At 66.6% G+C, this 26,049-nt stretch carries 29 protein-coding genes and 1 tRNA gene; 11 read left to right on the plus strand and 19 right to left on the minus strand.

Features of this window, described 5'->3' with window-relative positions:
- Positions 1-5: 5 nt before the first annotated feature.
- Entirely contained in the window at positions 6-947 is a 942-nt protein-coding gene (locus ON32_RS07000) for an aldo/keto reductase (protein WP_040789684.1), read from the minus strand.
- 98 nt (positions 948-1,045) lie between these two features.
- On the opposite strand from ON32_RS07000, the gene ON32_RS07005 reads away from it, so the two are divergent.
- From ON32_RS07005 to ON32_RS07020, 4 genes are all read left to right on the plus strand, one after another.
- Entirely contained in the window at positions 1,046-1,702 is a 657-nt protein-coding gene (locus ON32_RS07005) for a TetR/AcrR family transcriptional regulator (RefSeq protein ID WP_051132962.1), read from the plus strand.
- A 216-nt stretch (positions 1,703-1,918) separates the two neighbouring features.
- The gene (gene msrA, locus ON32_RS07010) at positions 1,919-2,434 is read left to right on the plus strand and encodes a peptide-methionine (S)-S-oxide reductase MsrA (RefSeq protein WP_040789686.1); all 516 of its coding nucleotides are present in this window, start codon (positions 1,919-1,921) and stop codon (positions 2,432-2,434) included.
- A gap of 93 nt (positions 2,435-2,527) precedes the next feature.
- Entirely contained in the window at positions 2,528-4,093 is a 1,566-nt protein-coding gene (locus ON32_RS07015; RefSeq protein ID WP_245550850.1) for a bifunctional phosphatase PAP2/diacylglycerol kinase family protein, read from the plus strand.
- 300 nt (positions 4,094-4,393) lie between these two features.
- Complete coding sequence (locus tag ON32_RS07020) at positions 4,394-4,795, plus strand: MerR family transcriptional regulator (RefSeq protein WP_051132944.1); 402 nt, start codon at positions 4,394-4,396, stop codon at positions 4,793-4,795.
- A gap of 35 nt (positions 4,796-4,830) precedes the next feature.
- On the opposite strand, the gene ON32_RS07025 is transcribed toward ON32_RS07020, so the two are convergent.
- A complete protein-coding gene (locus ON32_RS07025; RefSeq protein ID WP_051132945.1) occupies positions 4,831-6,096 on the minus strand; it encodes an MFS transporter in 1,266 nt (421 codons plus the stop codon).
- Complete coding sequence (locus ON32_RS07030; protein ID WP_040789690.1) at positions 6,093-6,737, minus strand: GntR family transcriptional regulator; 645 nt, start codon at positions 6,735-6,737, stop codon at positions 6,093-6,095. The genes ON32_RS07025 and ON32_RS07030 overlap by 4 nt, the downstream gene beginning before the upstream one ends.
- Before the next feature lie 356 nt (positions 6,738-7,093).
- Between ON32_RS07030 and ON32_RS29545 the strand changes: the two genes are divergently transcribed.
- Complete coding sequence (locus tag ON32_RS29545; RefSeq protein ID WP_157224112.1) at positions 7,094-7,285, plus strand: hypothetical protein; 192 nt, start codon at positions 7,094-7,096, stop codon at positions 7,283-7,285.
- Positions 7,286-7,319: 34 nt separating this feature from the next.
- Here the strand turns inward: ON32_RS29545 and ON32_RS07040 are convergent, their stop codons facing one another.
- From ON32_RS07040 to ON32_RS07065, 6 genes are all read right to left on the minus strand, one after another.
- Positions 7,320-8,186 (minus strand): arylamine N-acetyltransferase family protein, encoded by an 867-nt coding sequence (locus tag ON32_RS07040; RefSeq protein ID WP_040789693.1) that lies wholly within the window; start codon positions 8,184-8,186, stop codon positions 7,320-7,322.
- A 122-nt stretch (positions 8,187-8,308) separates the two neighbouring features.
- Positions 8,309-8,770, minus strand: a complete 462-nt coding sequence (locus tag ON32_RS07045; protein ID WP_040789695.1) for a rhodanese-like domain-containing protein — start codon at positions 8,768-8,770, stop codon at positions 8,309-8,311.
- Positions 8,767-9,840: a 2Fe-2S iron-sulfur cluster binding domain-containing protein gene (locus ON32_RS07050; RefSeq protein WP_040789697.1), complete on the minus strand. Its 1,074-nt coding sequence runs from the start codon at positions 9,838-9,840 to the stop codon at positions 8,767-8,769. The genes ON32_RS07045 and ON32_RS07050 overlap by 4 nt, the downstream gene beginning before the upstream one ends.
- Positions 9,840-11,333 (minus strand): ferritin family protein, encoded by a 1,494-nt coding sequence (locus tag ON32_RS07055; RefSeq protein ID WP_040789699.1) that lies wholly within the window; start codon positions 11,331-11,333, stop codon positions 9,840-9,842. Before ON32_RS07055 ends, ON32_RS07050 begins: the two co-directional genes overlap by 1 nt.
- On the minus strand, positions 11,330-11,686 hold the full coding sequence (locus tag ON32_RS07060; RefSeq protein ID WP_157224113.1) for an MmoB/DmpM family protein: 357 nt from the start codon (positions 11,684-11,686) through the stop codon (positions 11,330-11,332). Before ON32_RS07060 ends, ON32_RS07055 begins: the two co-directional genes overlap by 4 nt.
- Complete coding sequence (locus ON32_RS07065) at positions 11,683-12,672, minus strand: ferritin family protein (RefSeq protein WP_051132946.1); 990 nt, start codon at positions 12,670-12,672, stop codon at positions 11,683-11,685. Before ON32_RS07065 ends, ON32_RS07060 begins: the two co-directional genes overlap by 4 nt.
- Positions 12,673-12,806: 134 nt before the next feature.
- Here ON32_RS07065 and ON32_RS07070 point away from each other — a divergent pair, with 134 nt between their 5' ends.
- Positions 12,807-13,490, plus strand: coding sequence for a winged helix-turn-helix transcriptional regulator (locus ON32_RS07070; protein WP_040789703.1), 684 nt, complete (start codon positions 12,807-12,809; stop codon positions 13,488-13,490).
- 115 nt (positions 13,491-13,605) lie between these two features.
- Here the strand turns inward: ON32_RS07070 and ON32_RS30495 are convergent, their stop codons facing one another.
- The gene (locus ON32_RS30495; protein WP_281032221.1) at positions 13,606-13,734 is read right to left on the minus strand and encodes a hypothetical protein; all 129 of its coding nucleotides are present in this window, start codon (positions 13,732-13,734) and stop codon (positions 13,606-13,608) included.
- The gene (locus ON32_RS07075) at positions 13,731-14,120 is read right to left on the minus strand and encodes a winged helix-turn-helix transcriptional regulator (RefSeq protein ID WP_245550852.1); all 390 of its coding nucleotides are present in this window, start codon (positions 14,118-14,120) and stop codon (positions 13,731-13,733) included. The genes ON32_RS30495 and ON32_RS07075 overlap by 4 nt, the downstream gene beginning before the upstream one ends.
- Before the next feature lie 97 nt (positions 14,121-14,217).
- Here ON32_RS07075 and ON32_RS07080 point away from each other — a divergent pair, with 97 nt between their 5' ends.
- Positions 14,218-15,045, plus strand: a complete 828-nt coding sequence (locus tag ON32_RS07080) for an NAD(P)H-binding protein (RefSeq protein WP_040789704.1) — start codon at positions 14,218-14,220, stop codon at positions 15,043-15,045.
- 299 nt (positions 15,046-15,344) lie between these two features.
- On the plus strand, positions 15,345-16,937 hold the full coding sequence (locus ON32_RS07085) for an AMP-binding protein (RefSeq protein WP_040789861.1): 1,593 nt from the start codon (positions 15,345-15,347) through the stop codon (positions 16,935-16,937).
- Between the two features lie 15 nt (positions 16,938-16,952).
- Here the strand turns inward: ON32_RS07085 and ON32_RS27610 are convergent, their stop codons facing one another.
- The 7 genes from ON32_RS27610 to ON32_RS07120 all read right to left on the minus strand — a co-directional run bounded on the left by ON32_RS27610 (position 16,953) and on the right by ON32_RS07120 (position 22,485).
- The gene (locus tag ON32_RS27610) at positions 16,953-17,309 is read right to left on the minus strand and encodes a type II toxin-antitoxin system prevent-host-death family antitoxin (protein ID WP_083874163.1); all 357 of its coding nucleotides are present in this window, start codon (positions 17,307-17,309) and stop codon (positions 16,953-16,955) included.
- Positions 17,310-17,369: 60 nt separating this feature from the next.
- Positions 17,370-18,035, minus strand: a complete 666-nt coding sequence (locus ON32_RS07095; RefSeq protein ID WP_040789706.1) for a TetR/AcrR family transcriptional regulator — start codon at positions 18,033-18,035, stop codon at positions 17,370-17,372.
- A gap of 10 nt (positions 18,036-18,045) precedes the next feature.
- Positions 18,046-19,248, minus strand: a complete 1,203-nt coding sequence (locus ON32_RS07100) for a thiolase C-terminal domain-containing protein (RefSeq protein ID WP_040789708.1) — start codon at positions 19,246-19,248, stop codon at positions 18,046-18,048.
- 73 nt (positions 19,249-19,321) lie between these two features.
- Complete coding sequence (locus ON32_RS07105; protein ID WP_083874146.1) at positions 19,322-20,476, minus strand: thiolase family protein; 1,155 nt, start codon at positions 20,474-20,476, stop codon at positions 19,322-19,324.
- Complete coding sequence (locus ON32_RS07110; protein ID WP_040789712.1) at positions 20,473-21,543, minus strand: thiolase family protein; 1,071 nt, start codon at positions 21,541-21,543, stop codon at positions 20,473-20,475. The genes ON32_RS07105 and ON32_RS07110 overlap by 4 nt, the downstream gene beginning before the upstream one ends.
- A complete protein-coding gene (locus ON32_RS07115; protein WP_040789714.1) occupies positions 21,536-22,018 on the minus strand; it encodes a Zn-ribbon domain-containing OB-fold protein in 483 nt (160 codons plus the stop codon). The genes ON32_RS07110 and ON32_RS07115 overlap by 8 nt, the downstream gene beginning before the upstream one ends.
- Positions 22,018-22,485, minus strand: a complete 468-nt coding sequence (locus ON32_RS07120; protein ID WP_040789717.1) for an OB-fold domain-containing protein — start codon at positions 22,483-22,485, stop codon at positions 22,018-22,020. The genes ON32_RS07115 and ON32_RS07120 overlap by 1 nt, the downstream gene beginning before the upstream one ends.
- A gap of 229 nt (positions 22,486-22,714) precedes the next feature.
- On the opposite strand from ON32_RS07120, the gene ON32_RS07125 reads away from it, so the two are divergent.
- Together ON32_RS07125 and ON32_RS29550 are read left to right on the plus strand one after the other, a co-directional pair.
- Complete coding sequence (locus ON32_RS07125) at positions 22,715-24,253, plus strand: aldehyde dehydrogenase family protein (RefSeq protein ID WP_040789719.1); 1,539 nt, start codon at positions 22,715-22,717, stop codon at positions 24,251-24,253.
- 189 nt (positions 24,254-24,442) lie between these two features.
- Positions 24,443-24,778 carry a hypothetical protein gene (locus ON32_RS29550; RefSeq protein ID WP_040789720.1) on the plus strand — a complete coding sequence of 112 codons (336 nt, stop codon included), beginning with the start codon at positions 24,443-24,445 and terminating at the stop codon, positions 24,776-24,778.
- A gap of 203 nt (positions 24,779-24,981) precedes the next feature.
- Here the strand turns inward: ON32_RS29550 and ON32_RS07135 are convergent, their stop codons facing one another.
- Entirely contained in the window at positions 24,982-25,413 is a 432-nt protein-coding gene (locus ON32_RS07135) for a nitroreductase family deazaflavin-dependent oxidoreductase (RefSeq protein ID WP_040789865.1), read from the minus strand.
- A gap of 130 nt (positions 25,414-25,543) precedes the next feature.
- Here ON32_RS07135 and ON32_RS07140 point away from each other — a divergent pair.
- A tRNA-Ile gene (locus ON32_RS07140) sits at positions 25,544-25,617 on the plus strand.
- The last annotated feature ends 432 nt before the right edge of the window (positions 25,618-26,049 follow it).

Raw genomic sequence — 26,049 nt, forward strand, 5'->3', positions numbered from 1 at the left:
GCAGGTCAGTCCAGCGGTAGGTCGATCGAACGCGACGGGATGCGGTCGAGTGTGTCGAGCGTCGATTCGTCGAGTCGAATCGCGCCCACGGCGATATTCGCCTCGAGGTGACCGGCGTCGGCGGTGCCGGGGATGAGGAGTGTGTTCGGGGTGTGGTGTAGGAGCCAGGCCAGGCCGATCTGGGCGGCGGTGACGCCGAGGCGCTGTGCCGCGGCCCGGACCGCCGGTTCGTCGGTGACCTTCGGGATGGCGGGGAACGCACCGCCGAGCGGGAAGTACGGTACCCAGGCGATACCCTCGGCGAGGCACAGGCGAAGGATATCTTCGTCCTCGCGGGTGACGAGGCTGTAGGCGTTCTGGACGCAGGCGATGCCCGCCGGAAGTGCTCGGCGCAGCGTGGCCAGGGTGATGCTGCTCAGTCCGATCGCACCGATTTTGCCCTCGTCCCGCAGTGCGATCATCACGGCGAGCTGGTCGTCGATATCGACCGCTTGCTCGCCCTCGGCGCGCAGGCCGGGGCCGGTTTCGAGACGGCGCAGATTCACCACCGGAATGTGTTCGAGTCCCAGACTTGTGAGATTGTCCTCGACACTGGCCCGAAGTTCCTCGGGTCGTTGCGCAGGTCGTAGCGGGATGGGGCCGTCGGGATCGGGGTCCGCGCCGACCTTGCTGACGACCACGACACCGTCCTGTGGGCGAATCGCCTCTCGGATGAACTCGTTGACCAGGCCGTTGCCGTAGAACTGGGCGGTATCGATGTGGTCGACGCCGAGCTCGACCGCGCGGCGCAGGAGTGCCAGGGCGCTGCCGCGGTCACCGTGCAGGCGCTCGAGTTGCATTGCGCCGTACCCGATGCGGGAAACGGTGTGGCCGGCCAGGTGGCCGGGTCCTCCGGGGTGTGCGGTGGCGGTGTCGGTCGCGGAGGAAGGAGTGTGGGTGGAGTGCATGTGTATCTGTCCTCGTAGAATCGGAAAAGAAACGGAGGAGCCTCCGTTAATTCGACGATAGCACTACCGGAGGGTCCTCCGCTTTGAATCGGTTCGACATCCGGCCCGGCGCGGGCCAAGCAGGGCGGTCCGCCGCGAAACGCGCGGTCCGCGCCGACGCGCGGCGAAATCGGGAAAAGCTCATCGCCGCCGCCCGTACCGCCTTCACGGAGGCCGACGACACCGTCCCGTTGGAGGGCATCGCCCGTGCGGCCGGCGTCGGTATCGGCACGCTCTACCGTCATTTCCCAACCCGCGAGGCGCTCGTCGAGGCCGTCTACGCCGCCGAACTCGACGATGTCACCGCCAGTGCCGCCACCCTGCTCGACAGGTTGCCGCCCGACGCCGCCCTTCGCGCCTGGATGAATCGCTACGCGGCGTTCGTGACGGCCAAGCGGGGAATGATCGACACCCTGCGCGCCGGGTGGGCATCGGGACGGATATCGACACCCACCACCCGGGCACGTATCACCGCCGCAATCGCCGAGATCCTCTCCGCCGGGGCCCGCGCGGGTTCTCTGCGCGCGGACGTGAACAGCGACGACATCACCGCCATGCTCCTGGGGGTATTCCTCTCCACGGCGACCGATGGCGACCCGGACCGGACCGGTCGCCTTCTCGATCTCGTCGTCGACGCGCTTCGCCCGCGAAACGACACCGCCGCTTCCGTCGATCGACATGCATCCGACATCGGTCCGGGCGGTGATACCGGGTGAAAGGTCGAAGGTGCCGGTGACGGGCAGGTCGTGCCCGAGTGGCCCGAACTCGCTTGTGCCGATGATCCGATCGTCGGTCCCGACGCCTCGGCGAGGCAATGGACAGTAACCGTCGGACAACAACCGTCGGAACGGGATTTTCCGAGCCGAGACGTGGGTTGTACGAGGGGACGATGTTGTCCGGGGGCCGATAATGAGGCGGACGAAGGAGGAAGCGTGACCGAAACGCGGAGGGCCATCCTGGCCGGTGGATGTTTCTGGGGTATGCAGGACCTGATCCGCAAACAACCGGGTGTGCTGTCGACCAGGGTCGGCTACACCGGTGGGCGCAACGACCATCCCACCTACCGCAATCATCCGGGGCATGCGGAGGCCGTGGAGATCATCTACGACCCGGAACGGACGGACTATCGCACGCTGCTGGAATTCTTCTTCCAGATCCACGATCCGACGACCAAGGACCGGCAGGGAAACGATATCGGCACCAGCTACCGTTCGGCGATCTTCTATCTCGACGACGAACAGAAGCGGACCGCGTTGAGCACCATCGTCGATATCGAGGAGTCGGGTCTGTGGCCGGGCAAGGTCGTCACCGAGGTGACCCCGGCGAGCGAGTTCTGGGAGGCCGAGCCCGAACACCAGGACTATCTCCAGCGCTACCCGGACGGATACACCTGCCATTTCCCGCGGCCGAATTGGAAGTTGCCGAAGCGAGAGCGGACCACCGCGTAGCCCGACCCGGCGGGTTTCGGAGCTTCCTCCGTGCGAGCGCCCGGTGTCACTTCGGCTCGCCGGTGTGTCGAAGCGATCGGTAATGTCGATCGGGTGAGTAGCTGGGCGCGCCGTAGGTTCCACAGGGTCGGACGATTCGATCGGGCGGTCGGCGAGGCGGTGGCCGGACTGCCCGCCTCGCGGATCGACCGTGGTCTGTTACACCTCACCACCAGCGCCGACCACAGCATGCTGTGGCTGGCCTGCGCGGCGTTGCTCGCCTCCCGCCAGGGTGCCACTCGCCGGGCCGCATTGCGCGGCGTCGTTGCTGTGGCCGGAGCCAGCTTCGTGGCCAATGTCGGGTTGAAAACCTTGTTCGCGCGGCGCCGCCCGGCCGCCGAACTGATGCCCGCGCATCGGCGTCTGAGCCCCGCTCCGAGATCATCGTCCTTCCCCTCGGGGCACAGCGCCACCGCGGCGGCCTTCGCCACGGCGGTGGCGATGGAAAGTCCGCGCACCGCGTTGGCCGTCGCTCCGCTCGCGGCCGCCGTGGCCTACTCCCGGGTGCACACCGGTGTGCACTGGGGCTCGGATGTGCTCGTCGGCGCGGCCGTCGGTTCCGGTATCGCCCTGGCCACCCGCCGCTGGTGGCCGGTGCGGGAATCCGACGAGGCGCAGGCCGCTCCCGCCCCCGAGGCGCCGGTTTTGGCGGAGGGCAAAGGGCTCGTGGTGATGGTGAACCCCATCTCCGGCGACCCGAACTACGACCCCACCGACGACATCCGTGAGGCCCTACCCGCCGCCACCGTACTGCGCACCCAACCCGACCTCGACTGCGCCGAACAACTCGAACAGGCCATCGACGAACACGACCAGCCGGTGCTGGCGGTCGGCGCCGCGGGCGGCGACGGCACGGTGGCGTCCGTGGCCGCGGTCGCGTTGCGTCGCGGGTTACCGCTGGTCGTAGTTCCCACCGGGACGCTCAACCATTTCGCCCGGGATCTCGGTGTCTACGATCTGCGCGAGGTGATCGATGCCACCGGTGTCGGTGAGGCCGTCGCGGTCGATATCGCCAGTGTCGAATACGGCGACGGAACCGATAAGCGCACCCGATACCTGATCAATACCGCCAGCCTCGGCTCCTATCCGGACCTGGTGCAGTTGCGGGAGAAATGGCAGAAGCGCTGGGGCAAATGGCCCGCCTTCGCCGCGGCGCTCGTGGTCACCCTGCATCGGGCCGAACCGATCGAGATCTGCCTGGACGGTCGCTGGCAGCGGGTGTGGTTCCTGTTCGTCGGCAACGGCCCCTATCACCCTCATGGCGCCGTGCCCGCCTTCCGCGACCGGCTCGATTCCGGTTTGCTCGATATCCGTTGGCTGCGCGCCGATCTGCGTTGGTCGCGCACCCGTGCCGTTATCGCGCTGCTGTTGGCCGCCATCGGCCACAGCCGGGTCTACGGCGAACGTCAACTGCCCGAGCTGCTCGTGCACCTGCCCGACGCCGAAGCGTTGGCCACCGACGGTGAAGTGGTGGGCAAGGCCACGCATCTGCGTTTCTCGATGGCGGGACGGCTCGCGGTGTACCGGCGCGACGAATCCAACCCCCTCTGGGTCGATCGCAGCCGCCCACACCATCGTCGGGCGCCCTGGCTGCGCGACGTGTTCCGCTCCGACAGCTGAGCGGAAACACCGGTCAGCGACCGAGCCCGCGCGACGCGGGTTTCCACCGGGTCCGGTACCGGACGGACCGGCTCGATCCGGTTATGAACCGGGCACTGCTCGATGTCCGCGAGACCGATGCCGGTGTCGACGGCCAACAGCGAGTCGCCCAGTTCGATCAACGGGTACCAGTCCGTGAAGCAGGGCGCGTCCCGGACTGTGGTACCTCCGGGGGATCGATTGTGCCGCAGTGTAATTCGTGAACCATCATGAGGACGACACCAGGGGTTGGAGTCGACTCGAAGCCAAGGGAGGAGGGTCGTGTTGGAGGAGCTACTGCGAATCGGTGAGGTCGCCCAGCGGCTCGGGGTGTCGACCCACCTACTGCGGCATTGGGAGGCCGAAGGGGTCATCACGCCGTACCGGTCGGCGACCGGGGAGCGTCGATACACACCGCAGCAGGTGGATGAGATCGCGGCGTGCCTGCGGTGCCAACGCGCGGGATTGAGCCTGTCCGACCTGGCGCTCCTGCTGCGTGGTTCCCCAGAGGAGCGCCGGGCAGTGGTCGAGCGACAGGTGCAGATCTTGCGCACCAGGCAAACCGAGCTCGGACAGGCGGCCGATTTCCTGAACCACACCCTGGAATGCCGCCACCCTGTCATACGGGAATGCCCACAGTGTCGCGACTTCGCCGGCCGCGCCGATGGCAATGGCCCAGCCTGACGGCGAAGTCGTACTCGTTTGTGGGAAGTATTCGATTAAGGGGTGGATGGTGCGTTCTCGGGACTTGTCGACGGGGGGCAACGGTAGTTGCGTAGTACCAGCATCAGGCAGGCCAGTGCTATGAGTGCTCCGGCACCCAGCATCGCCGGATAGCCGATTCCGGTCGTCTCGTGGATGAAGGCCAGCAGGGCGGGGGTGCCGAACCCCAGGTAGCTGACCGAGTAGAAGACGGCCGTGAGGCCGGCGAGGTCGTCGGGGCGGGCGATGCGTTCTATTTCCTGGAGTCCGGCCACCAGGCCGATCCCGTAACCTGCGCCCAATACGAGCGTGGTGGCGAGGGTCAGCCACTGGTTCAGCACGGTCGCCGCGGCCGCCGCGGTGACCATCCCGCAGGTGACCAGGATCAGCGATACCGTCGCGGCGCGGGCGGTGCCGGGCCGGTCGATACGCCGGGCCAGGGATTGAATGGTGAAACCGCAGCCGAGAGTGACGACGCTGAGCAGCGCCGAGTAGGCGATCGGAGCCGCCTGCACCCGGGAGGCCATCAGGGCGGGTAACACCGCGTATGCGGTGGCGGCAGAGGCGAAAAGCCACAGCGCGACCGGTAACGCCACCCGGAGGAATCGATGGTGTCCGGCCGCCGGGATCTTCAGATCTTCCAGTAGTGGCCGGGGGTTTTCCGGTGGGCACAGTGTTTCCGGGGCCCGGATGATCCAGACCGCGGCGCCCAGACACACCACTACATTGATCAGAAACGGCAGCGTGTTCGGCCAGGGACCCCATTGCGCCAGCGCGCCCGCGACACCGGCACCGAGGGCGAATCCGCCGGTCAGGCTCATCGCGGAGCGTCGTGCCCCACTGCCGGGCGCGGTTTCGGGGCTGTACGGCGGCTGCGCCAGCTCCTTGAGCCAACTGCTACCGACGGCCATGGCGAGCCCCAACGCCACCCCGCACAGTACCCGCCCGGCCGAGAGCAGCGGCACCGATCCGGACCCGAACGCCAGAAGCAGTGAACCGGTCGCGGCGATAACGGGGGCGGGGCGCATGAGCCGGCGACGGCCGTGCCGATCCGAAAGCGGACCACCGATCAGCAGAGCGGGGACAATACCCAACACATAGTCGAACAGCAGCACGTCGACGGTGGTGACCGGCATCCCGTTGTTCTTGTACATCACCAGTAGCGGGGTGAACTCGTTCCCGCCCCAGGCGATGGCGAACATTGCCGCCGCGACCCCCCACCAGCCGCGTGAGCGAATACGTGTCGGAGTGGGGGCGGTGCGGGTGATCGTCGGCGCGGTCACAGTAATCCCTTCAGTTCCAGCTGGTGCACCCCGCTCAGATGCGCGACGAGCTCCGTCGCGAAGGCCTCGGTGTCGCCTGCTTCGATATGGTCGGCCAGTCGCACATGCTGGTCGATGATCTGTTCGACATCGATCGAGCGCCGGTGCAGCGCGGCGCTGTTCATCCGGCGCTGCCGTTCCCGCAGCGAATCGTAGAAACCGGTGAGCAGCGGATTGTCCGCGGCGACCACGTAGGTGCGGTGAAAATCGGTGTCCACCACCGCGAACTGCTCGTAGTCGGCGGTTCGGGCCAGGTCGCGCTGTCGGTGCAGCGATTCCCTCAGGATCGGAACCACCTCGGCGCGAGTGCTTTCGTTCAATGCGCGGACGGCGGCGGTTTCCACGACATAGCGGGCGTGCACCACATGCTCGGCCTCACGGGCCGGGATCGGTGTCACCAGTGCGCCCCGCTTCGGGTAGAGCTTCATCCAGCCTTCGGTCTCCAGGCGGAGAAACGCCTCCCGAACAGGGGTGCGCGAGGTGCCGAGCTCGGCGGCGACCTCTCCTTCGCTGATGAGTTCTCCACCCGGCAGCGCCCCGCTCAGAATGCGTTCCTTGACCTCGCGGTAGGCCAATTCAGCGGATGAATACTTCTTAGGCACAAGATGTATATTACAGGTTGTCGATAGTCCGAGAATGAGGGCCGCCGACCGATGAGGTGGCGTACTCGACTGTCGCGTGTGGTCGGCGGGTGCGCGGAACCATCGAGGTCGTGACGTACCGACTTCGCGACACCGCTGCCCCCCGGAAACGTCGCGGAAGAAGTCGCCGCGATGATGACACGGCGGGCGAACTTCTCGTGCCGATCAACGGGTTGCCGGGCTCGGACAAGACGATGCCGGGTCGGAGGCTCGCTCCGACGGTGAACGCCCGGCTGCTATCCGGGGACGCGGTAGAAGAAGCGCCGGCCGGTTGCATCGGTGACGCCGAACGAGTACCTGCTCTGGGTGGAATCGCGATGGATGAGGTCTGGGCATTGGCGCAAGCAACACCCACGACCGCGGTCATCGACTCCTGGTGGTTCAAACCACGCGACCTGTTGTTCGCGAGAACCGGGATTCGGACCGTCGGCGCCGACCGACTCACGGAAATCCGGTGCGATGCCGGTCGGTTCTCGCTTCCGGGTCACATCGAGCAGCGGATACCGTGATAACGGATCCGTTTGTCGAGGGGATGGCAATTGTTCAGCGTTCGATCCAGGAAGCGGCGGCCAGGGCGGTGGCGTCGCTGTCGGATAGATCGATATCGAACACATCGTTCAGGATCTTGGGGAGTTCGCCCGGTTCCACCTCACGGGTCTCCCAGGAGCCGTCGGCGTGCTCGACCGTCCAGGCGAGGCCGTCGAGCACATGATGGGTTTCGGGATGGAAGCGCTGGACGAACGGGCGCACGGTGAACGGAGAACGGGGCGAGGTCGATACGAAGTGGTTGCCCACCGCGTAGTCGGTGCGGTATTGCGGTTCCTCGGTGAAGGTGTAGCGGTCGATCCAGCCGTCCCGGCCGAATTGGTACAGCGTCCACACCGGCCGGCCGAGTGGCCCTTCGGCGTGTTCCAATCGGAATCGCCAAGCGCCCAGGGAGAATTCGCCGCGACCCGATACCAGCTCGTACGGTTCCAGCGGGCCTCGGCCGAAGCCGACATCACACAGCCACGCCCGATGGTCGTCGCGGGTGGTCACCCGCAGTAGCGCGTGGGTGGCCGGACGTAGCCCCGCGCCGGCGCCCATGGTGACCCGGCCGCTGAGACCGGTGATACCGAATCCGAGTCGCTCGAGTGCGGCGGCGAACAGGGTGGTGTTCTCGTAGCAGTAGCCGCCGCGGCGGCGTCTCACCAGCTTGTCCTGCAGTGTCTCCAGGTCCAGCGGGATACCGCGGCCGAGGATGATCTCCAGGTTCTCGAACGGGATCGAGGTGGTGTGCAGGTACACCAGCCGCCGCAGGGTGGCCAGGGTAGGGGCGCGTTCTCCGTCGAACCCGATTCGTGCGAGGTAGGCGTCCAGATCCAGGTCGGCGCCGTTCCAGCGGTAGGACGGGTCGGTCGGCTCGGTCATCGTGTCTCGCTCTCGTCGCAGTGCTCCCTGTGGTGAACAGCTCCCGAGTGCGGACTTGTTCCCGTTCCGGCCTGTCTCTCGATGGTCGGCGCGGGTGAGGTGACCGTCGACCTGATCCCGCCCTACCGGTGCACGCGCTTCGAGCGGTGGGATGGAGGTCGGTCCTCGAGGTCGGTGACGGGTAGGCCGGCGGCTTTCCACGCCTGGAAGCCGCCTTCGACGTCGGTGGCCCCGGTGAGTCCGATGCGTTGCAGGGAAGCGGCGGACAGACTGGAGGCCATGCCGTGGTTGCACAGCACGACGATCGTGTCGTCGGGTCGGGGGACCGGTGGGAGCTCGGCTGCCTCCTCGGGGGTGAACAAGGGTCGGTGGGTGGGATCGAGGAAAACTTCGACGGCATTGCGGGGTACCCGGTAGGCGCCGGGGATTATGCCGTCGGCGGCTTGTTCTTCGCTGGTGCGGGTGTCTATGAACAGCACACCTCGCTTCAGTGCCTCGGCGGCCTGGTGTGGGGTGAGCCGGTCGAGGCGGGACTGGGCGTCGTGGATGATTTCCAGGCTGCGGCTGGTAGGGGTGTCGGTCACGGTTCCTCCGATGGAGTGAGGTTGTCGGTGGGGCCGCCGGTGGAGGCGGTGAAACGGTCGGTGAACAGGTAGCGGGGACGGAGCCCGGCGCGAACGAGTCGGTCGGCGACGATGTCGACGAAACGGTCGGGTCCGCACAGATATGCCTCGGCGCGGCGCAGCGGGATCGTGGTGGTATCGATCCAGCCGCCGACCAGGTCGGCGCCACGAGTGGCTTCCCCCTGTGCGCGAGGGGTGAGCGGGTGGTAGTGGAAACGGTCGTCGGTAGCGGCGAGGGCGGTGAACTCGTCGCCGAAGGCGAGGTCGGCCGGGGTGCGGGCGGTGTGGATCAGGTCGACGGGCGTGTGCAGGCGTCGACCGAGGGCGTCGTGGATCATGGCGCGGAGCGGACCGATACCGGCGCCGCCGCCGATGAACAGTTTGTGTCGATGGGAGCTGCGCACGGTGAAGGTGCCGAATGGGCCGCGGCAGCGGATCGTGTCTCCGGGGGCGAGCTCGTCGAGGGCGGTGGAGAATGCACCGCCGGGCACGGTACGGATCAGCAGGTCCATGGTGGCGGTGCCGGGCGGTGAGGCCGGCGAGTAGGCGCGCCATCCGGTGCGGTCGGGTAATTGCAGGTGCAGAAACTGTCCCGGCTCGAGCTGCCAGGGCGGCGGTGGGGTGGCCAGCCGCAGCAGACGCAGGCCATCGCCGACCTCGGCGACGGTGCGAATGGTGGTGGTGACGTCGTGAATGGTGGTGGAGCGGAATTCCTCTTCGGTGAGCCCTCCGGCGGTGATATCGATCGCGGCGGTGTCGCCGGACAGTCGCGTCGAGCACAGCAGAATCTGACCATGTGCGCGGGCTCGGCTGTCGAGGGTGGTGAGGGTGTCGGGCTGCTGGTGCACCTGTCCGGCGACGACCCGGGCGGCGCAGGTTCCGCAGCCACCGTGATTGCAGCCGAAGGGCACCCAGTGCCCGGCGCGGAGGATGGCGTCGAGCAGGCGTTCACCGGCGGCCACGGGCACCGCCACCCCGAAAGGTTCGACGGTGAGGGTGCCCGCGGGCGCAGTGGGGTTCGGATCGTTCATCAGGCCAGGGGATCTTCGATGGTGACGTCGAGCGCGCGGATGTCGTCGAGAGTCCACAGTCGATCGGAGCGCAGGTGGGGCTGGGCGATGAGGGTGCGCCCATCCGGACGTAGGAAACCCAGGTCCTGTACGACCTCGGCGAGGTTCCAACCGTGGTAGCGGCTCCAGAAGGTACCGAAAGCGGTGTAGGAGATCGGGTTCCAGTCGAAGTTGATCTGGCAGCCTTCGCTGCACAACGCGTATTTGCGGCCGGCGAACTCGACGATGCGGGTCTCCGGTGCCTCGAAGCGGGGGATGATGCACGGCAGCTGGCACACCTGGCAGAACGGCGGCAATGCGGGTAGTTCCTGCAACAGCAGCCGGCCGCCGGCCGGATCGGACAGGGCCGCGTAGGCCTCCCACAGCGGCTGGTAGATCGCCGACCAGCCGGGGTAGTTGTCCTCGAACCAGGCGAAGTCGGTTTCGTCGAGCGGGTCGGTGCGGAAGAAGTTCAACGGCCACAGCGCGGCCAATCCGATCGCCACGGCATGGTGCTGGGATTCCAGGCCGCGGGCGACATCGGTCAGGCGGGCGGGTTCCGACAGTCCGAAGGGGCCGAAGCGACGCGAGAACGAGCCGATGAAGTCGTCGACCACCCATTCCTCCCACGCATCGCGATAGGCCCAGGGGCGTTGGCGCACATAGTATTCGGCCACTACACCGACCAGAGTGTCCGCGCCTTGATGCTGATGCCAGAACGCGCGGTCCAACGATCCCTGAACCAGCGGAATGTTGTCGGGTATCTCGGCGACCGCGCGGAGGGTGCCGTGTCCATTGGCCATATGGCGGACCTCGTCGGATTGGATCGACAGATATGCCGTGGCGTAGGCGTCGTCGCCGTTGGCCGACGCGATCTGCGGCAGGGCGACGGTGAGCGGGTTGGTGTAAGCGGTTTCGAGGACCACATTGAGCGCGATCACGGCGTCGATGGGGTCGTTGACCGAGTTCGGCGCATACGCCGCGCGGGCGACCTGACCGACCGGGTGCCGGGACAGGGCGCGTGAGCCGAAATCCAGGCCCGCGGGTTCGGCGGCAGTGGCCAGATAGTGGCGGCGTAGCGCGCCGACCAGTTGCAGGTGTCGGGATTCGTCGAGTGCCTGGGCGGCGTAGCCCTGCTGTAGTTCGGGGTTGTCGATCGAGGAGATCAGCAGCCCGGCACCCTTCATCGCCTGGTATTCGGCTTCGGCGGTGGCCGGTAACGCCAGTTTCAGACCCTCGATCCAGCGGGGTTCGACCCGGTCACCGGCCATGGCCGCGGCGGTGTCGAGCGCTTTGTGTACGCGTAGATCCTTTTCGACCTCCATGCGCGCGTAATCACGCCACAACAGCTTGAAGGGGTCGCGGCCGCGTTCGGGAACCCGGTAGCGGGTCGGGAACACCGCCGCCGGTGGTGCGCTGGTCGGCGTCCAGGTGTAGTTCTTGGCGATCTCGTGGACACGGGTGGGGTCGGTCATCGGCTGTTCTTCTCCGGTTCGGATACTGCTGTGAGGTTTTCGGCGCGCAGGATCAGTCGCCCACTGCCGGGGCCGCTGCCGCGCTGCGGATCGATCTCGCCGAAATAGCTGGCCACCACGATCAGCACGTCTTCGATGGTCAGGGCGCGGCCCAGTCGCTCGGACAGATCGGCGAGGTCGATCACGATCTCCTCGGCCGCGGCGGCCTTGAGATACACACCTCGGTCGGCGATCTCCACCTGCGGTTGGGTGCGGAGCAGCTGATCCCGGATCGCGGCGGCCTCCTCACCGCGAATCAGGCTGATACCCACCCCATGTCGAGCGGAGGTGGCCGGGCTCGTACGGGTGCTCATCGCAGACCTCCCACCGTGAGGCGCGAATTCCAGCGTCCCCCGACCGCGGCGTGATATTCGCTCACCACCGTCGCCCATGCCGCCGCTGCCTCGATCGGCCGGCCCGGCGCGTTGGCCGGTAGTGGTGCCAACGCCTCGGCTGCGGCCAGGGCGTGCGTTTCCCACCGGTGTGCCCATTCGGTGATCACGGCCGCGTTGGCGGCACCATGTGCGGGATCGGCGAGCAGATGGTCCACCAGCGACAATGTCCAGGTCTGGGAGCGTGCGGTGTCGGCGCGCCAGGCCTGCACCAGTACCGGGGTGTAGGCGTCGCGGTTGGCCTCCGCCGCCACCACCAGATACTGCTCCCGCAGATAGCGTCCGATCAGCGGATCGATGATCAGGTTCGCGGCCACCACGGCCTCCACCCAGTCCTCGGTCGCCAGCAGCGCCTCCACCGCCGACCGCAACGGCTGCCACCGCGCATCGGTGAACCACACCTGGTGTACGTCGGCGAAAATATCGGGTGCCCCCGCGGATTCGACCTCCGCGCGCAATGCGGCCACATGTTCGACATGGCGCAATTTGTCGGCCGCCTCGAATACCAGCGGCAAGGTCACCGTGTCCGACAACGCCAGCCGCTGCGCCCGGCTGAGCACCCGAAACAGGGCCCGATCGGTGAACGGCAGTATCACCAGATCCCGGCCGATGCCCTCGACCAGCCAATCCGGTTCCACGACGTCCAACGCTCCGTCGCCGCCCAGTAGCGCGATCGCCGCTGCCAGCTTCGACTCCGTTTCGTGTACCGCGGCGACCCACCGCACATAGATGGACTGGTTCGGGTCTCGGAACCCGTACCAGTCGTCGGCGGCCACTGCGGTCGAGTCCGTCGACAGCGGTGCGCTGCCGTCGGGGAAATGCAGCGGCCAGCCCTGCACCGCATCGGTGCCCGGGCCGATTTGTTGCCGGACCGTCAAGTCCTCGTACTCGGTGGATATTGCGGTCATGAGCACCTGTCTTCGTTCATGCGAGGAATGGTCTGTTCCCTCAGCACAACCGAAGCCGAGCAGCGCCGATAGTTTAAAATCAGAACTGTTCCAGTTCTGGATCGCAACCTTCTCGGCTCGTAGTTTGTGCGGTTATGTCTGCACCCGCCGAGTACTGTCCGGTTTCGATCGGCGCCGGCCTGTTGGCCGATCGCTGGAGCCTGTTGATCGTTCGAGAGATCATGGTCGGCTCACACCGGTTCAATGCCATCCTGCGCGGGCTGCCCGGCCTGTCGCGTAGTCTGCTCGCCTCTCGACTCCGGCACCTCGAACGGCACGGGGTCGTCACTCGCATCCCCGGAGTCACCGGCCGCTCCCACGAATACCGGCTCACCGAATCCGGCGAGGACCTGCGCGAACTCATCTACGCCCTCGGGCGCTGGACCGTCCGCTGGTGGTTTCCCGAACCGCGTCCCGATCAGGTCGACAACGCATTGCTGTTGTGGCGTATCCGCGCCGGGATCCGCCCCGGAATCCCCAACGGTCGCATCACCATCCGATTCGATTTCACCGATGGCGAGGTTCGCCGCGGTTGGATCGTGGCCACCACCGCCGAAACCTCACTGTGTCTGCACGACCCGGGTTTCGACCCCGACCTCATCGTCACCGGTAGTGGCCATACCTGGCACAAGATCTGGTACGGCCATCAACCTCTCACCCAGGCCCTCACCGCCGGGGCCATCACCCTCACCGGCCCCACCAAACTCACCCGGGCCTTTCCCAAATGGTTCGCTCTCAGCCCCTTTGCCCCCGATACCGCCGCTCGGCATCGGACCTGAGCAATGCCGGTCCCCGGGTGCATCCCGAAACCGGACCGGATGCCCCGGCAGTGAATCGATCCCTGCCGGAAACTGCTTGCCCTGCCGGAAGCTGCTTGCGAGTTCGCCCTGTCGATCACGGGGTGAGCGCGGTCCGTGGCACGGCCGGCGCCGGGGCGAACCGCATGGTGGTGCGGGCGTTGTCGTGGGCCTTGCGCAAATCCTCCGTATCGCGGCCGGGGCGGTGACCTCGGCGCCTTGTCACGGGTGTGCGGTGGCGGGGCCCCGCAGTGCGGCGTCGTATTCCCGACGTGCCCGCTCCACCTTCGGCAGGTTCTCGCTCCACTCCGCGACCGCGGCGAATACGGGGGCCAGGCTGCGCCCGAGTTCGGTGATCTCGTATTCCACCCGCGGTGGCACCTCTCGGTGATAGTTGCGCACGACCAGTCCGTCGCGTTCCAGTTGGCGCAGTCGCTGGGTGAGCACCTTGGGGGTGATGCTGCCGATTCGGTGCTCGAGTTCGACGAAACGCTGTCGGCCGTATTCGTTCAGGGCCCACAGGATGGGGGTGGTCCATCGGCTGAAGATGAGGTCCACCACCGGTGCGATGGGACAGGCGGTTTCCGGGGTGGCGTCGGTGTTCTGGATCACATTGTCGTCTTTCGCCGTTACTTTCCTCTAGGTATGTACTATCTCCAGGATAGTAGCGTCTTCGCATCCAGACAGGATTTCGAAGACGGAGTGGCACATGATCGTGGTAACCGGAGCGACCGGAAATGTGGGGCGGCCCTTGGTGCAGGCGCTGGTCGCCGCGGGGGAGCAGGTGACGGCGGTATCGCGGACGGCATCGCCGGGCGTCGACCCCGACGGCGTGCGTCGGGTGCGGGCGGACCTGGTCGAACCGGAGGGGTGGAAGTCCGTACTGGACGGCGCGAAGGCGTTGTTCCTGTTGACGTCCGGAGATTTCAGCGGTGCGGGTGGTGACCTGTCCGGCGTATTGGACCTGGCACGTGATCGGGCGGTTGCACGGGTTGTCCTGCTGTCATCGCAGGGTGTGGGAACCGGACGGCATCCGGGCGACTACGAACAGGCCGTGCAGAACTCCGGTCTGCCGTGGACGATATTGCGGCCGGGCGCATTTCACTCGAATGCCCTCATGTGGGCGGAGGCGGTCCGTGTACAGCGCGCCATCGCCGCACCTTTCGGTGATATCGCGCTTCCGGCGATAGATCCCGCCGATATCGCCGAGGTGGCGGCAGTGGCGCTGACCGCGTCCGGACACGAGGGGGCAACCTATGAACTCACCGGACCCGAGGCGATCTCGCCGCGGCAACAGGCCGCTGTACTCGCGGAGGTGCTGGGTGAACCCATCCGGTTCGTGGAGCTGAGTCGGGCGCAGGCGCGAGCGCACATGATCCGCACCATGCCCGAAGCCGTGGTGGAGGCCACCTTGGACATTCTCGGCGCGCCCACGGAGCGTGAGCGGCGGGTGAGTCCGGATGTGGAGCGGGTGTTGGGTCGTTCGGCGCGGCCGTTCGCGGAATGGGCGCGCCGAGGTATCGCCGCGTTCCGTTGACCGTTGTCGAGGTGGTGGCCCGGATGCGGCGGGGATCGGATCGTCGTCCGCCGTGTCCGCCCGGTTGCCGCCTCCGGGCGCTGTCGGTCGGTTCGTCGGCCGCGGAATCGGGTGGGGCGAGAGCCCGCCGATTAAAGTAGAACGTGTTATAGTTTTCGCGGTTTGCGAGCTTCGGCGGGACCGTTCGCGGATCGCGGATCGTAATGGGCGGTCGCGCCGCTCTCGATCCGATCGACGGCTTCACCGGGGCCTGGTCAACTCGCCGGCCCGTTCCCGTGACGCGGCCCGAAAGGACGACGATGAACACTGAACCGCACGTCGACGACACCGCTTTGCTGCACCGTGAACCCTTGGCGGTGGAACTGCTCGCCAAGGCGCTCGAGCGTTACTCCGAGCGCACCGCGGTGCATATCGGTGACAGCACCCTGACCTATCGCGACGTGCGGGATCAGATCAGCCGGTTCGCGCAGGCCCTGGCCTCGCTGGGGCTGGGGGTCGGCTCGCCGGTGGCGGTGCTGTCGGCGAACCGGCCGGAGGTGCTGTTCGCGCAGGGCGCCAACAATGTGACCGGCACCCGCGCCATGGCGCTGCACCCGATGGGATCGCTGGACGACCACGCATACGTATTGCAGGACGCGGGTGTGGAGACGCTGATCTTCGATCCGACCGGGTTCGCCGAGCGCGCCGCGCAACTGCGGGAGAAGGTGCCGGGCCTGCGGAACCTGTTGTCGTTCGGCCCCGCCGATGTGGGCACCGATCTGATCGAACTGGCTTCCGGATTCGAACCCGCCCCGCTACAGGCGCCGCTGGTCGATCCCGACGCGACCATGAGCCTGGCCTATACCGGCGGCACCACCGGCAAACCCAAGGGCGTGGAGATGAGCTATCGCGGCAGTGCCGCGATGCTGCGCATCCAGATGACCGAATGGGAGTGGCCGGACGAGGTGCGGTTCCTGGTGTGCACACCGCTCAGCCACGCCGGCGCCGCCTTCTGGAACCCCACCGCCCAACAAGGCGGATCGATCGTGGTGCTGCCCTACTTCCAGCCGACCAAGGTGCTCGAGGCGATCGAGAAGTACAAGATCACCGCGACCATGCTGGTCCCGACCATGCTGTACGCCCTGCTCGATAGCCCCGACCTGGACAAATACGATCTGTCCAGCCTGCAAACCGTCTTCTATGGGGCCTCCGCGATCTCCCCGACCCGCCTCGCCGAGGCCATCCGGAAGTTCGGCCCGATCTTCTTCCAGTTCTACGGCCAGGCCGAAAGCCCCATGACCATCTCGGTGCTGCGCAAGGCCGAACACGACCTGAACAAACCGGAACGTCTGGCCAGCTGTGGTCGACCGGTGCCGTGGTTGAATGTGGCGCTGCTCGACGAGAAGGGCAACGAGGTGCCGCAGGGGGAGCCGGGCGAGGTGTGTGTGCGGGGGCCGCTGGTGATGAACGGCTACCTGAACAAACCGGAACAGACCGCCGAGGCCACCGAATTCGGTTGGTTGCACACCGGGGATATAGCGCGGCAGGACGAGGAGGGCTTCCTCTATATCGTCGACCGCAAGAAGGACATGATCGTCTCCGGTGGTTTCAATGTGTATCCGCGCGAGGTGGAGGATGTGCTGTCGGCGCATCCGGCGGTGAGCGCGGCCGCGGTGATCGGTGTGCCGGACGAGAAATGGGGCGAGGCCGTCAAGGCGGTGGTGGTGCCTCGCACCGGGCAGACGGTATCGGCCGAGGAATTGCAGGCTCTGGTCAAGGAACGCAAGGGCGCGGTGTACACGCCGAAAACAATCGACTTCGCCGACAGCATTCCGCTCAGCGCGCTCGGCAAACCCGATAAGAAGGCACTGCGGGCCAAATACTGGACCGCAAGCGAGCGGCAGGTGAACTGAGGGGTGGCCGGTTGGTCACCGTTCGTAGATATCGCGGTGGTGACCTGCGGTGATGACAAGGAAGACCAGTTTTCCGTCGTCGACCTCGTACACGAGACGGTAGTTGCCTACCCGAAGTCGGAAGCCCGATCGACCGGTGAGTGCCTTGACGTCTACTCCGTCACGGCGGTATGGGTCGTCACCCAAGAGAGTGAGCGTGAGACGGATAGCGTCCTCCCACTCCTCGAGTTCGGCAAGCATGAACAATGGAATGACCGCGGCCGCCGGTTCGCCTTCACGGGTGATGATGGTGATATGGCCATCGTGGGCTGCGGCGTTGACCACGGCCGGTAACTGTGTACGAGCTTCACGGATGCCCAGCCGATCGTCCATACCGGATGGATACACGCTTTCGGGTACACGTCCTCGGTGGTAATGGTTCGGCTTCGCGGGTCAGCGGTCCGGGGGACCCGCGAGGATGGCGGTGACGGTGTCTACGAGCTCCGGCCCGATTTCCTCGGGGGACAGGCGAGTTCCGCTGAGGGCCAGCATGCCGCGTAGCCGGTCCGGATCCCCGAGGGTCTGGAAGGTGAGGCTCATGGCCTGGGTGAGTCGGAAGCGGATGGTGCGGGGGGATGCGACCGGATCGATGCGGGCGAGCAGAGCGGTGAAACGGCGCGCCTGGGGAGCGAAACCCTCGGTGAGTCGGAGGAGGGCCGGGTGGTTGCTGTTCATGATCCCGGCGACAATGGTGATCCACGCGGTGCCGCCCGCCGCGGCGAGTTCGGCGACCGGGCGGACGAACGCCTCGGCAAGGGCACGGGCGGTGGGGGTTTCGGATTTCTCCACCGCGTCCAGCAATTCGTCGCGGCGGGTGTGGATCTGGTCGCTGCGCCGGCTGATCAGGGCCTCGACCAGGGCGTCCTTGGAGCCGAAGTGATAGTGCACCGACGCGACATTGGTCCCGGCCTCCGCCATGACGGCCCGCAGCGATACCGCGTCGATACCGCGTTCGGCGAACAGTTTCTCCGCCGCCGACAGCAATCGCTGTTCGGTGGGCAGCGGCGCGACCGGTGGGGTGTCGTCCTCCGCCGTGGACCGCTGCCTACCGGATGTCATGCCCGAAACTCTATGCGGCCGTTTCCGGCGCCCCGTACACGGTGACCACGCAGGCGCCGCCGAGACCGAGATTGTGCGCCAAGGCCAGTCGGGCGCCGTCCACCTGACGTGGCCCCGCCTCGCCGCGCACCTGCGTCACCAGTTCCGCACACTGCGCCAAACCGGTGGCGCCCAAGGGGTGGCCCTTGGAGATGAGACCGCCGGACGGGTTGACCACCCAGCGTCCGCCGTAGGTGGTGGCGCCGGAATCGATCAGTGCCCCGGATTCACCCGGCCCACACAGGCCGAGCGCTTCATAGGTGAGCAGTTCGTTGATCGAGAAACAGTCGTGCACCTCGAGCACATCGATATCGTCGATGCCCACCCCGGCCGCCTCGAGCGCGCGTCGTCCCGCGATACGTGTCATGGGCGCGCCCACCACATCGATCATCGACCCGGATTCGAACGAGGAGGCGTCGTCGGTGACCAGTTCCTGAGCCAGAATCGGCACCGCCCGCCCGGACAGGCCGTGTTCACGCACGAACCGTTCGCTCACCAGCACCGCCGCGCCCGCCCCGTCGGACATGGGGGAGCACTGGGACCGGGTCAGCGGTTCGTGCACCATCCGATCGCCGAGCACTTCGTCCAGAGTGTAGGGATTCTGGAACTGCGCCTTGGGATTTCGGGTCGAGTGTTCATGATTCTTCACCGCCACCCCGGCGAGTTGTTCGCGGGTGGTGCCGTAGCGCTTCATGTGCTCCACGGCGGCCGCGGCGAAGAATTGCGCGGTCATCGGCGCATTGCCCAGGGCGGTGGCGGCGGTCAGGGCCGAGATGTGCCGGTCGACGGTGGTGACCTTCGGAACGCTGCCGTTACCGGCCATCGACTCCTTGGTCATCTGCTCGAAGCCGACCGCCAGGGCGATATCCACCAGGCCCGCCTGCACCCATTCCCGGGCCAGGGAGAGCGCGGTGGATCCGGTGGCGCAGTTGTTGTTGACATTGACCATGGGGATACCGGTGAGCCCGATATCGTAGAGCGCCCGCTGTCCGGCGGTGGACGGCTGGAAGACATAGCCGATGGCGGCGCGCTGCACCCGGTCGTAGCCGATTCCGGCATCGGTCAATGCCTGTTCCACGGCCTCGGCGACCATTTCCGGGTAGGTCCAGTCCCGGCTGGTGATCTTCTCGAATTTCGTCATACCGACACCGGCGACGAATACCCGTTCGCTCACTGCAACTCCTCGTTTCCATCTGGTGTGCCGCGCCGGGCTCACCGGTCGGGCGGTATCGCGGATATCGGCGGTTTCAGGAATCCGGCGGTTCGGAGCCGACCACCCACAGCGCGTGGAACTGTGAGGCGCCGCCCATGGCGTGGCCGATGGCCCGACGGGCCCCATCCACCTGGTGCGCGCCCGCGGTACCGCGCACCTGCAATGCCGCCTCGGCGAACCGCAACAACCCGGTCGCGCCCGTCGGGTTCCCCGACAACACACCCCCGGACGGATTCACCGGCAGATCCCCGTCGAATGCGGTGCGTCCCGCATCGACCAACCGCCATCCTTCGTTCGGTTCGGCCAGTCCGATGTTCTCCAACCACATCGGCTCGTACCAGCTGTAGGGGATATAGAGCTCGGCGGTATCGATCTCCCGCGCCGGATCGGTGATCCCGGCCTGCCGATAGGCCTCGGCCGCGCACTGCCGGCCCGCCTCCGGATTCACCTCGTCGCGTCCGGCGAAATGCCCGGTTTCGGTGCGCCACGCCATGCCGTGGATCCATGCGGGCGGTCGGGGGGCGTGTTCCGCATCGGCCGCCCCGGCGATCACCACCGCGCACGAACCATCCGACGACGGGCACGATTCCAGATAGCGGATCGGATCCCACAGCATGCGGGAGTTCCGCACCTCTTCGATGGTGATATCCGGCCGTTGGATATGCGCGTACGGATTGCGGGTCGCATTGAGCCGATGATTCACCGCCACCTGCCATCCGATATGTTCCGGCGCACCCGAGCGGCGGATGTATTCCCGGATGACCGGCGCGAAATGCGCGCCCGCCCCGGCTCCCAGCTGTGCGCTGAACGGCATCCCACGCGACAGCGCCCAGGTGAAATCCCCTTCGGACTCCTTGGAATACGCCACCACCAACACCCGGCGAGCCAGCCCGGCCCGCACCAGGTGCGCGCCGTAGATCGCGGCGTGCCCGCCGACGCTGCCGCCGGTGAACACCCGGGTCACCGGCAGGCCGCGCGCGCCCATGGCATCGGCCAGATACAGCTCCGGGTTCATCACCCCGTCGAACAGATCGGGGGTTTTGGACAGGACCACGGCATCGATATCACCGAAATCCAATTCGGCATCGGCCATTGCCGCGTCGACCGCCTCGCGCACCAGCGCGCCAATGGTGACCTTCCGCTTCTTGGCCTGAACACTCTGTCCGATGCCGACAACCGCGAGTTTCACCGGTCTGCCTCCATCAGGCAGATCAGGTTCTGCTGTAGGGCCGGCCCGCCGGTGGCGTGGGCGAGGGTCCGGTCGGCGTGGCCGGTGAGAATATGTCGGGCCGCTTCGCCGATGCGGATCAGGCCGGTGGCGGTGGTGGGACGGGCGGTCAGCGGTCCGCCGCCGGGGTTGATCTCGGCGTCGGACAGGCCGAGCAGATCGACCAGCAGTGGTTCCTGATAGCTGTATTCGGTGTGCAGCTCGGCCACATCCACCGCGGTGGGGCCGAAGCCGGCGAGTTCGGCGGCCCGTGCCGCGGCCTGCGGGACCGTATCGGCCCGGGTGAGGTCGCGGGTGCCGGGATAGTGGGAGTCCATCCGGTGGTCGGCACCGCGGATCCAGGCCGGACGTTCGACCAAACGGCGTGCGGTAGCGCCGGCGGCCAACACCACGACCGCGGCGGCGTCCCCGATCGGGCCGCTATCGTGTTCCCGCAGCGGTGATGCCGTGTAGGGGGCGGCCAACAGTTCGTCCGCCGAGAACTCGCCCGACACCACCGCCGCCGGGTTGCCCACCGCCGCCGCCCGACAACGGGACACCACCTGGGCCATTCGCTGCTCGTCCAGCGCGCCGTCGGCAATGAGGGCCTGTGCCTGGAGCGCCGCCAAGGCGTCCCGGTGGGGGCGCAGCGGCGCCAGGTAGTAGGGATCCAGCTGCGTCGCCATCACCTGATCGAGGTCCTGAGCCAACGAGCCCCGGCCGACGCCGTAGGCCACGGCGATATCACCTTCGCCGAGCTGCAACCACGACCACGCCTCGTAGCAGGCCCAGGCCGCGTCCATCTCCACATGCGATTCCGAGATCGGCGGCCAGGCACCGACCGCGTCGAGCGATTCGATATAGGCGAAGGTTCGGCCCTCGTAGAAGTCGTGGCTGCCGGAGGCGTAGAAATCGATCTCGCTTCGGTCGATGCCGACCGTGCCGAGCGCCTCGCGCATAACGGGCAGCAGGATTTCGGCCATATCGTGGGTTCGGTCGGCCGCCGTGCCCGGCGACTGCGCGAACGCCACCACCGCGACATCACGCATCGGCGTCTCCCGGGGGGTCGATCGGGCGGTAGTAGCGGATGCTGTTCATCGACGTATCCAGTTCCTCGTCCGGGCACCAGACCGGCTCCACCCGCATACCGATGCGCACCTCGGCGGGGTCGATCTCCCGGATCAGGTGCATGAGCCGGGTGTCGGCGCCGTCCACCCGGATGTAGGCGACCACGTACGGCGGGTCGAACACCTGCCCGGGGAAGGGGAAGTTCACCGTGCAGAACGTCGATACGGTGCCCACGCCGTCGAGTTCGAACGGTTCGGACAGCTCGACCAGACAGCGGGAGCAGAATCGGGGTGCGGGCAGGTATACGCGCTCGCAGGTTCCGCAGCGGCGGGCGAGCAGTTTTCGTTCCCGCATACCGCGCAGGAACGTCGAACGCCCGATTCCGGCAACGAAGGTGTAGTCCATTGCGAACGGGCTGGTGAACGCTTCGATCGGGGTCGGTGCGTGGCCGCTCATCACGACTCCAGCGGTTCGAAGCAGGCGATATCGCCGATACTGCCCACCCGTTCGGCCCGCCAGCGCGGCCGGACCCGTAGCCCCGCCGCCATCCGCTCGCCGTCGCCGGCGGTGTCGACGGCGTGGAACAGGGCCCCGTCGGCGCCGTCGAGGCGGATCAGGGCCCAGGCGAAGTGGTCGGCGGTGATCTCGTCGCCGGGTCGGGTCGGGACCCAGGTCCAATGCAGTACGGTGCCGGAGCCCGGCAATGGAACGAGTTCACCGGTGGGTCGGGCGGTGTGCGGATCGAATTCCGCCACCGGACACAGCACGGCGCCCGATTCGGTGCGCACACCGTAGAGTCGGCCGTCGCGCAGCCCGCCGAGGAAGGCGCCGATCTTCTCCCCGACGGTGCGGGTGAACGGGAATTCGATGCGATAGGGAGCGCTGAGGCTCTCCGGGGACGTCTGTGCTGTCTCGGCTGTCATGGGGCTCCTGCCGATCGGGTGCCGCGGTCCTCGCCCGGGCCGCGCCACGATCGTGTACCCCGGTTGGGGCCACTGTCAATCACTCGATTGAATCGAGTGATTGAGAAGCCGGTGCATGTGTATCTTGCGGGCGATGAATGTCCGCTTCGTCCGGTGCATTGCGTGCGGGTATGGCGTAAGCTCCGAACAAAGTAGAACCTGTTTCAGTTCCTCGGGTGAGGAGAATTCCATGGCCATCGTTGAACAGCTCGAGCCGACCACCGAGGGGCGGCGCCGACTCGAGCTGCGCAATCCGGCGAACCGTGAGCGCATCGGCGAGATCGAGGTCGGCACCGCCGACGACGTGAAAGCGGCCATCGCCCGTGCCCGCGCCGCGCAACCCGGCTGGGCGGCCCGGCCCGTCGCGGAGCGGGCGGCGATCGTGCGCAAGGCCGTCGAGGTGATGATCGCCCACCGCGACGACATCGTGGCCACCGTGCAGCAGGAAACCGGCAAACCGCGGGTCGAGGCGCTGGCCGTGGAAATCGTGCCGTCCTGCGACTTCCTGAACTATTGGAGCGGTCGGGCGGTCAAGGACCTCTCCGATGAGAAGCGGCGGATGCACGGCTACCTCATGCCGCTCAAGAAGCTGGTGATCAACTACCAGCCCTTGGGTGTGGTCGGCGTGATCACCCCGTGGAACGGCCCCTTCGTCCTGTCGCTCAATCCGGTCGTCCAGGCGCTGTTGGCGGGCAACTCCGTAATACTCAAACCGTCGGAGGTCAGCCCCCGCTCGGGTGAATGGGCGGCGAAAGTGCTGCACGAAGCAGGCGTTCCGCAGGATGTGCTCCAGGTCGTGCACGGTGACGGCGAGACCGGAGCCGCCCTGGTGAACGGCGATATCGACAAGATCTCCTTCACCGGCAGCGTGGGTACCGGTAAGAAGATCGCCGCCGCCTGCGCACAGCGACTCGTCCCGTGCACCCTCGAACTCGGCGGCAAGGATGCCATGATCGTCTGCGCCGACGCCGACCTCGAACGCGCCTCGCTCGGCGCGGTGTATCTGTCCATGTTCAACAGCGGCCAGGTGTGCGTTGGTGTGGAACGCATCTATGTGGTCGACAGCATTGCCGACGAATTCATCGAACAGGTGCGCAAACGGGCGCAGGAGGTGACCTACGGCAACGCCCCCGGCGACGACGTGGGCCCGTTGTTCTGGGACCGGCAACTGGATATCGTCGCCCGCCACGTCGAGGACGCCAAGGCCAAGGGCGCCACCATTCTGGTCGGCGGCGAACCCGATACCGAACGCGGCGTGTTCTTCAAACCGACCGTGGTCGTGGACGTCACCCACGATATGGATCTCATGCGGGAGGAGACCTTCGGTCCGGTGGTCGCCATTATGCGCGTCAAGGACGAGGACGAGGCGATCCGGATGGCCAACGACTGCAAGTACGGGCTCAGTGGCAGCGTGTTCACCAAGGACACCGCCAAGGCCATCCGCATCGCCAAACAGCTGAAAACCGGTTCGGTCGTCCACAACGACGCGTCGGTGATCTACGGCGTGCCGGAGGCCCCGTTCGGGGGACGCAAGGACAGCGGGCTCGGTCAGGTCAACGGTCGGGAGGCATTGCGCGGCTACACCCACCCCCAGCCGATCCTGTTGGACCGGTGGAAGCTGAAGAAGGAACAGATCTGGTACCCGTACGGTCCCGACATCGTCAAGACCATGGAGAAGACGATTCAGACCCTGTTCGGCACCAGGTTCGCCCGGCGGCTGATGCGCTGAGCATCCGCTCCTCGGGGCGGGGCCGGCGGCCCATCGCGTGACGTCGGACTCCGCCCCGTTCCGCCCGGTACGTCGCGGTCATCGCTCGGTCCGGCGGAGTCGTTTCCGTTCCCGTGGCGTTTCACCGATCCGCGGGAGTCGAAGTCGATATGCCTTCGGTCCAGGGGTATTCGTCGTTACCGCGGGTGGATGGAATTACCCATCGTGACGGCCGCCTTCGTTCTGGCGCCGATCGTTCTCATCGTCGCGATCGTCGTCGTCGCGGTGACCACCGTCGACCGGTCGAAGTCACGCCGGCGCGGCCGCCGATATCGAAGCTCCGGTGCGGCGGGTCGGTGGGCCGGTGGCAGTGGGTCGGTGCCGACGGGAGCGGCTTCGATGGTGGTTCGGGCGGTTTCGGCTGCGGTGGAGGAGGCGGCTGCGGTGGCGGTGGCGAGAGGTGGATGGTCGGACGTCCGAGAATTCCGGCCGGTCAATATATTCCGCTTCCGCACAGTGATCGCCTTTGCGGGTTGTGACATGTGAACCATTCATATTTCAGTGGTGCACAACCATTTTCATGCGGCTAATGTTCCCGTGTGATTACCGCCATTGTCGTTGTCGCAATCCTCCTTCTCGTCCCTTCCGTCATACATCTGGCCAGCAGGATTCCCGAAGATGTGAACGAACCGCGTCGGCGTCCCGTGCGGGCGAACCGCCGTCCGACCGGCGTGCGCGGTTGATTCGGATCAGCCTGTAGGCGTCAACACCACCACGGCGATGGGTCGCGTCGTCTTCTTCTGATACTCGCTGTATCGGCCCTGATTCACCTGGTCCACAATGCCCCAGCGGCGCGCGTATTCCGGATCATCGGGCAGGGTCGCCCGTGCACTCACCGGAATCGTGCGCCGCCCAACCTGGATCTCGCATTTCGGCTCGGCCCGCAGATTCGCCAACCACCCCGGAGGGCGCGGCGCCCCTCCGTTCGAGGCCGTCACCAGATAATCCTCCCCATCCCGTGCATATGTGAGTGCCGCGGTCCGTGGACGCCCCGTCTTCCGGCCCACCGTCCGCAACAGTAAGGTCGGATTACCGAAGAGCAACCGGTGCCCCACCAGCCCGCCGCTCTTCTCGTACACCCACTGATGCGCCCGCAACACCCGCACGAACAATCCGGACATCACACCCTCCTCGGCGTCGGCATCGCGGCCCACCCTAATGTGCGACGCGGCCCCACGCCCGTAGGACTCAACTGGCCGTAAACACCTCGACCGGGTACCATCTTGGCCTTGCGGCATCTTGTCGTGGTTGGGGGCGGTAGCTCAGTCGGTTAGAGCCGCGGACTCATAATCCGTTGGTCGTGGGTTCGAGCCCCACCCGCCCCACAAAATCCCTCTCACCAGCGGAAACGCTGAGAGGGTTGCTGTCGGTTGATCTAGAACAACGCTTGTTGAGCTTTAGACTTTGCACGTATCGCCCCAGGGGCCACCTCGGCCTCGAGCGATATCGAGAACGTGCGGAGGGGTTCGTCACCGAGCCATACCGAAAACTGCGGTCGGTCCATCATGGCCGCCCGTTTTCGCGAAGCTCGTCGCCTCGTCATGGTGGCAGGTTTGCCGATGTTTCGTTCAGGGCCTGCCCGACGGGTTCTCCACGCTCGCCCTCGGTGGATCCGGAAGAGCGCTGCCGGAGCGGGAGGAAGTTCGGATAGCGCACCACCAGGGGTGGCTACGGTGCGGCGGTTCGGGTCGGGAGAAATTCCGGCATATCGCCCGAACGGTTCCCGAACTCGAGTTAACTTCGGAGAGAAGGTTTTT

Source organism: Nocardia paucivorans NBRC 100373 (genome assembly GCF_000308675.1).
Lineage (GTDB): Bacteria > Actinomycetota > Actinomycetes > Mycobacteriales > Mycobacteriaceae > Nocardia > Nocardia paucivorans.

Coding starts and splice junctions, on each gene's coding strand:
- ON32_RS07000 (WP_040789684.1), bottom strand. CDS start 947: ATGCACTCCACCCACACTCCTTCCTCCGCGACCGACACCGCCACCGCA.
- ON32_RS07040 (WP_040789693.1), bottom strand. CDS start 8,186: ATGACCGAGCCGACCGACCCGTCCTACCGCTGGAACGGCGCCGACCTG.
- ON32_RS27610 (WP_083874163.1), bottom strand. CDS start 17,309: ATGGACGATCGGCTGGGCATCCGTGAAGCTCGTACACAGTTACCGGCC.
- ON32_RS07055 (WP_040789699.1), bottom strand. CDS start 11,333: ATGACCGACCCCACCCGTGTCCACGAGATCGCCAAGAACTACACCTGG.
- ON32_RS29545 (WP_157224112.1), top strand. CDS start 7,094: ATGGATGAGGTCTGGGCATTGGCGCAAGCAACACCCACGACCGCGGTC.
- ON32_RS07070 (WP_040789703.1), top strand. CDS start 12,807: ATGTCTGCACCCGCCGAGTACTGTCCGGTTTCGATCGGCGCCGGCCTG.
- ON32_RS07120 (WP_040789717.1), bottom strand. CDS start 22,485: ATGACAGCCGAGACAGCACAGACGTCCCCGGAGAGCCTCAGCGCTCCC.
- ON32_RS07110 (WP_040789712.1), bottom strand. CDS start 21,543: ATGCGTGATGTCGCGGTGGTGGCGTTCGCGCAGTCGCCGGGCACGGCG.
- ON32_RS07050 (WP_040789697.1), bottom strand. CDS start 9,840: ATGAACGATCCGAACCCCACTGCGCCCGCGGGCACCCTCACCGTCGAA.
- ON32_RS07085 (WP_040789861.1), top strand. CDS start 15,345: ATGAACACTGAACCGCACGTCGACGACACCGCTTTGCTGCACCGTGAA.
- ON32_RS07065 (WP_051132946.1), bottom strand. CDS start 12,672: ATGACCGCAATATCCACCGAGTACGAGGACTTGACGGTCCGGCAACAA.
- ON32_RS29550 (WP_040789720.1), top strand. CDS start 24,443: ATGGAATTACCCATCGTGACGGCCGCCTTCGTTCTGGCGCCGATCGTT.
- ON32_RS07135 (WP_040789865.1), bottom strand. CDS start 25,413: ATGTCCGGATTGTTCGTGCGGGTGTTGCGGGCGCATCAGTGGGTGTAC.
- ON32_RS07115 (WP_040789714.1), bottom strand. CDS start 22,018: ATGAGCGGCCACGCACCGACCCCGATCGAAGCGTTCACCAGCCCGTTC.
- ON32_RS07125 (WP_040789719.1), top strand. CDS start 22,715: ATGGCCATCGTTGAACAGCTCGAGCCGACCACCGAGGGGCGGCGCCGA.
- ON32_RS07080 (WP_040789704.1), top strand. CDS start 14,218: ATGATCGTGGTAACCGGAGCGACCGGAAATGTGGGGCGGCCCTTGGTG.
- ON32_RS07060 (WP_157224113.1), bottom strand. CDS start 11,686: ATGAGCACCCGTACGAGCCCGGCCACCTCCGCTCGACATGGGGTGGGT.
- ON32_RS07095 (WP_040789706.1), bottom strand. CDS start 18,035: ATGACATCCGGTAGGCAGCGGTCCACGGCGGAGGACGACACCCCACCG.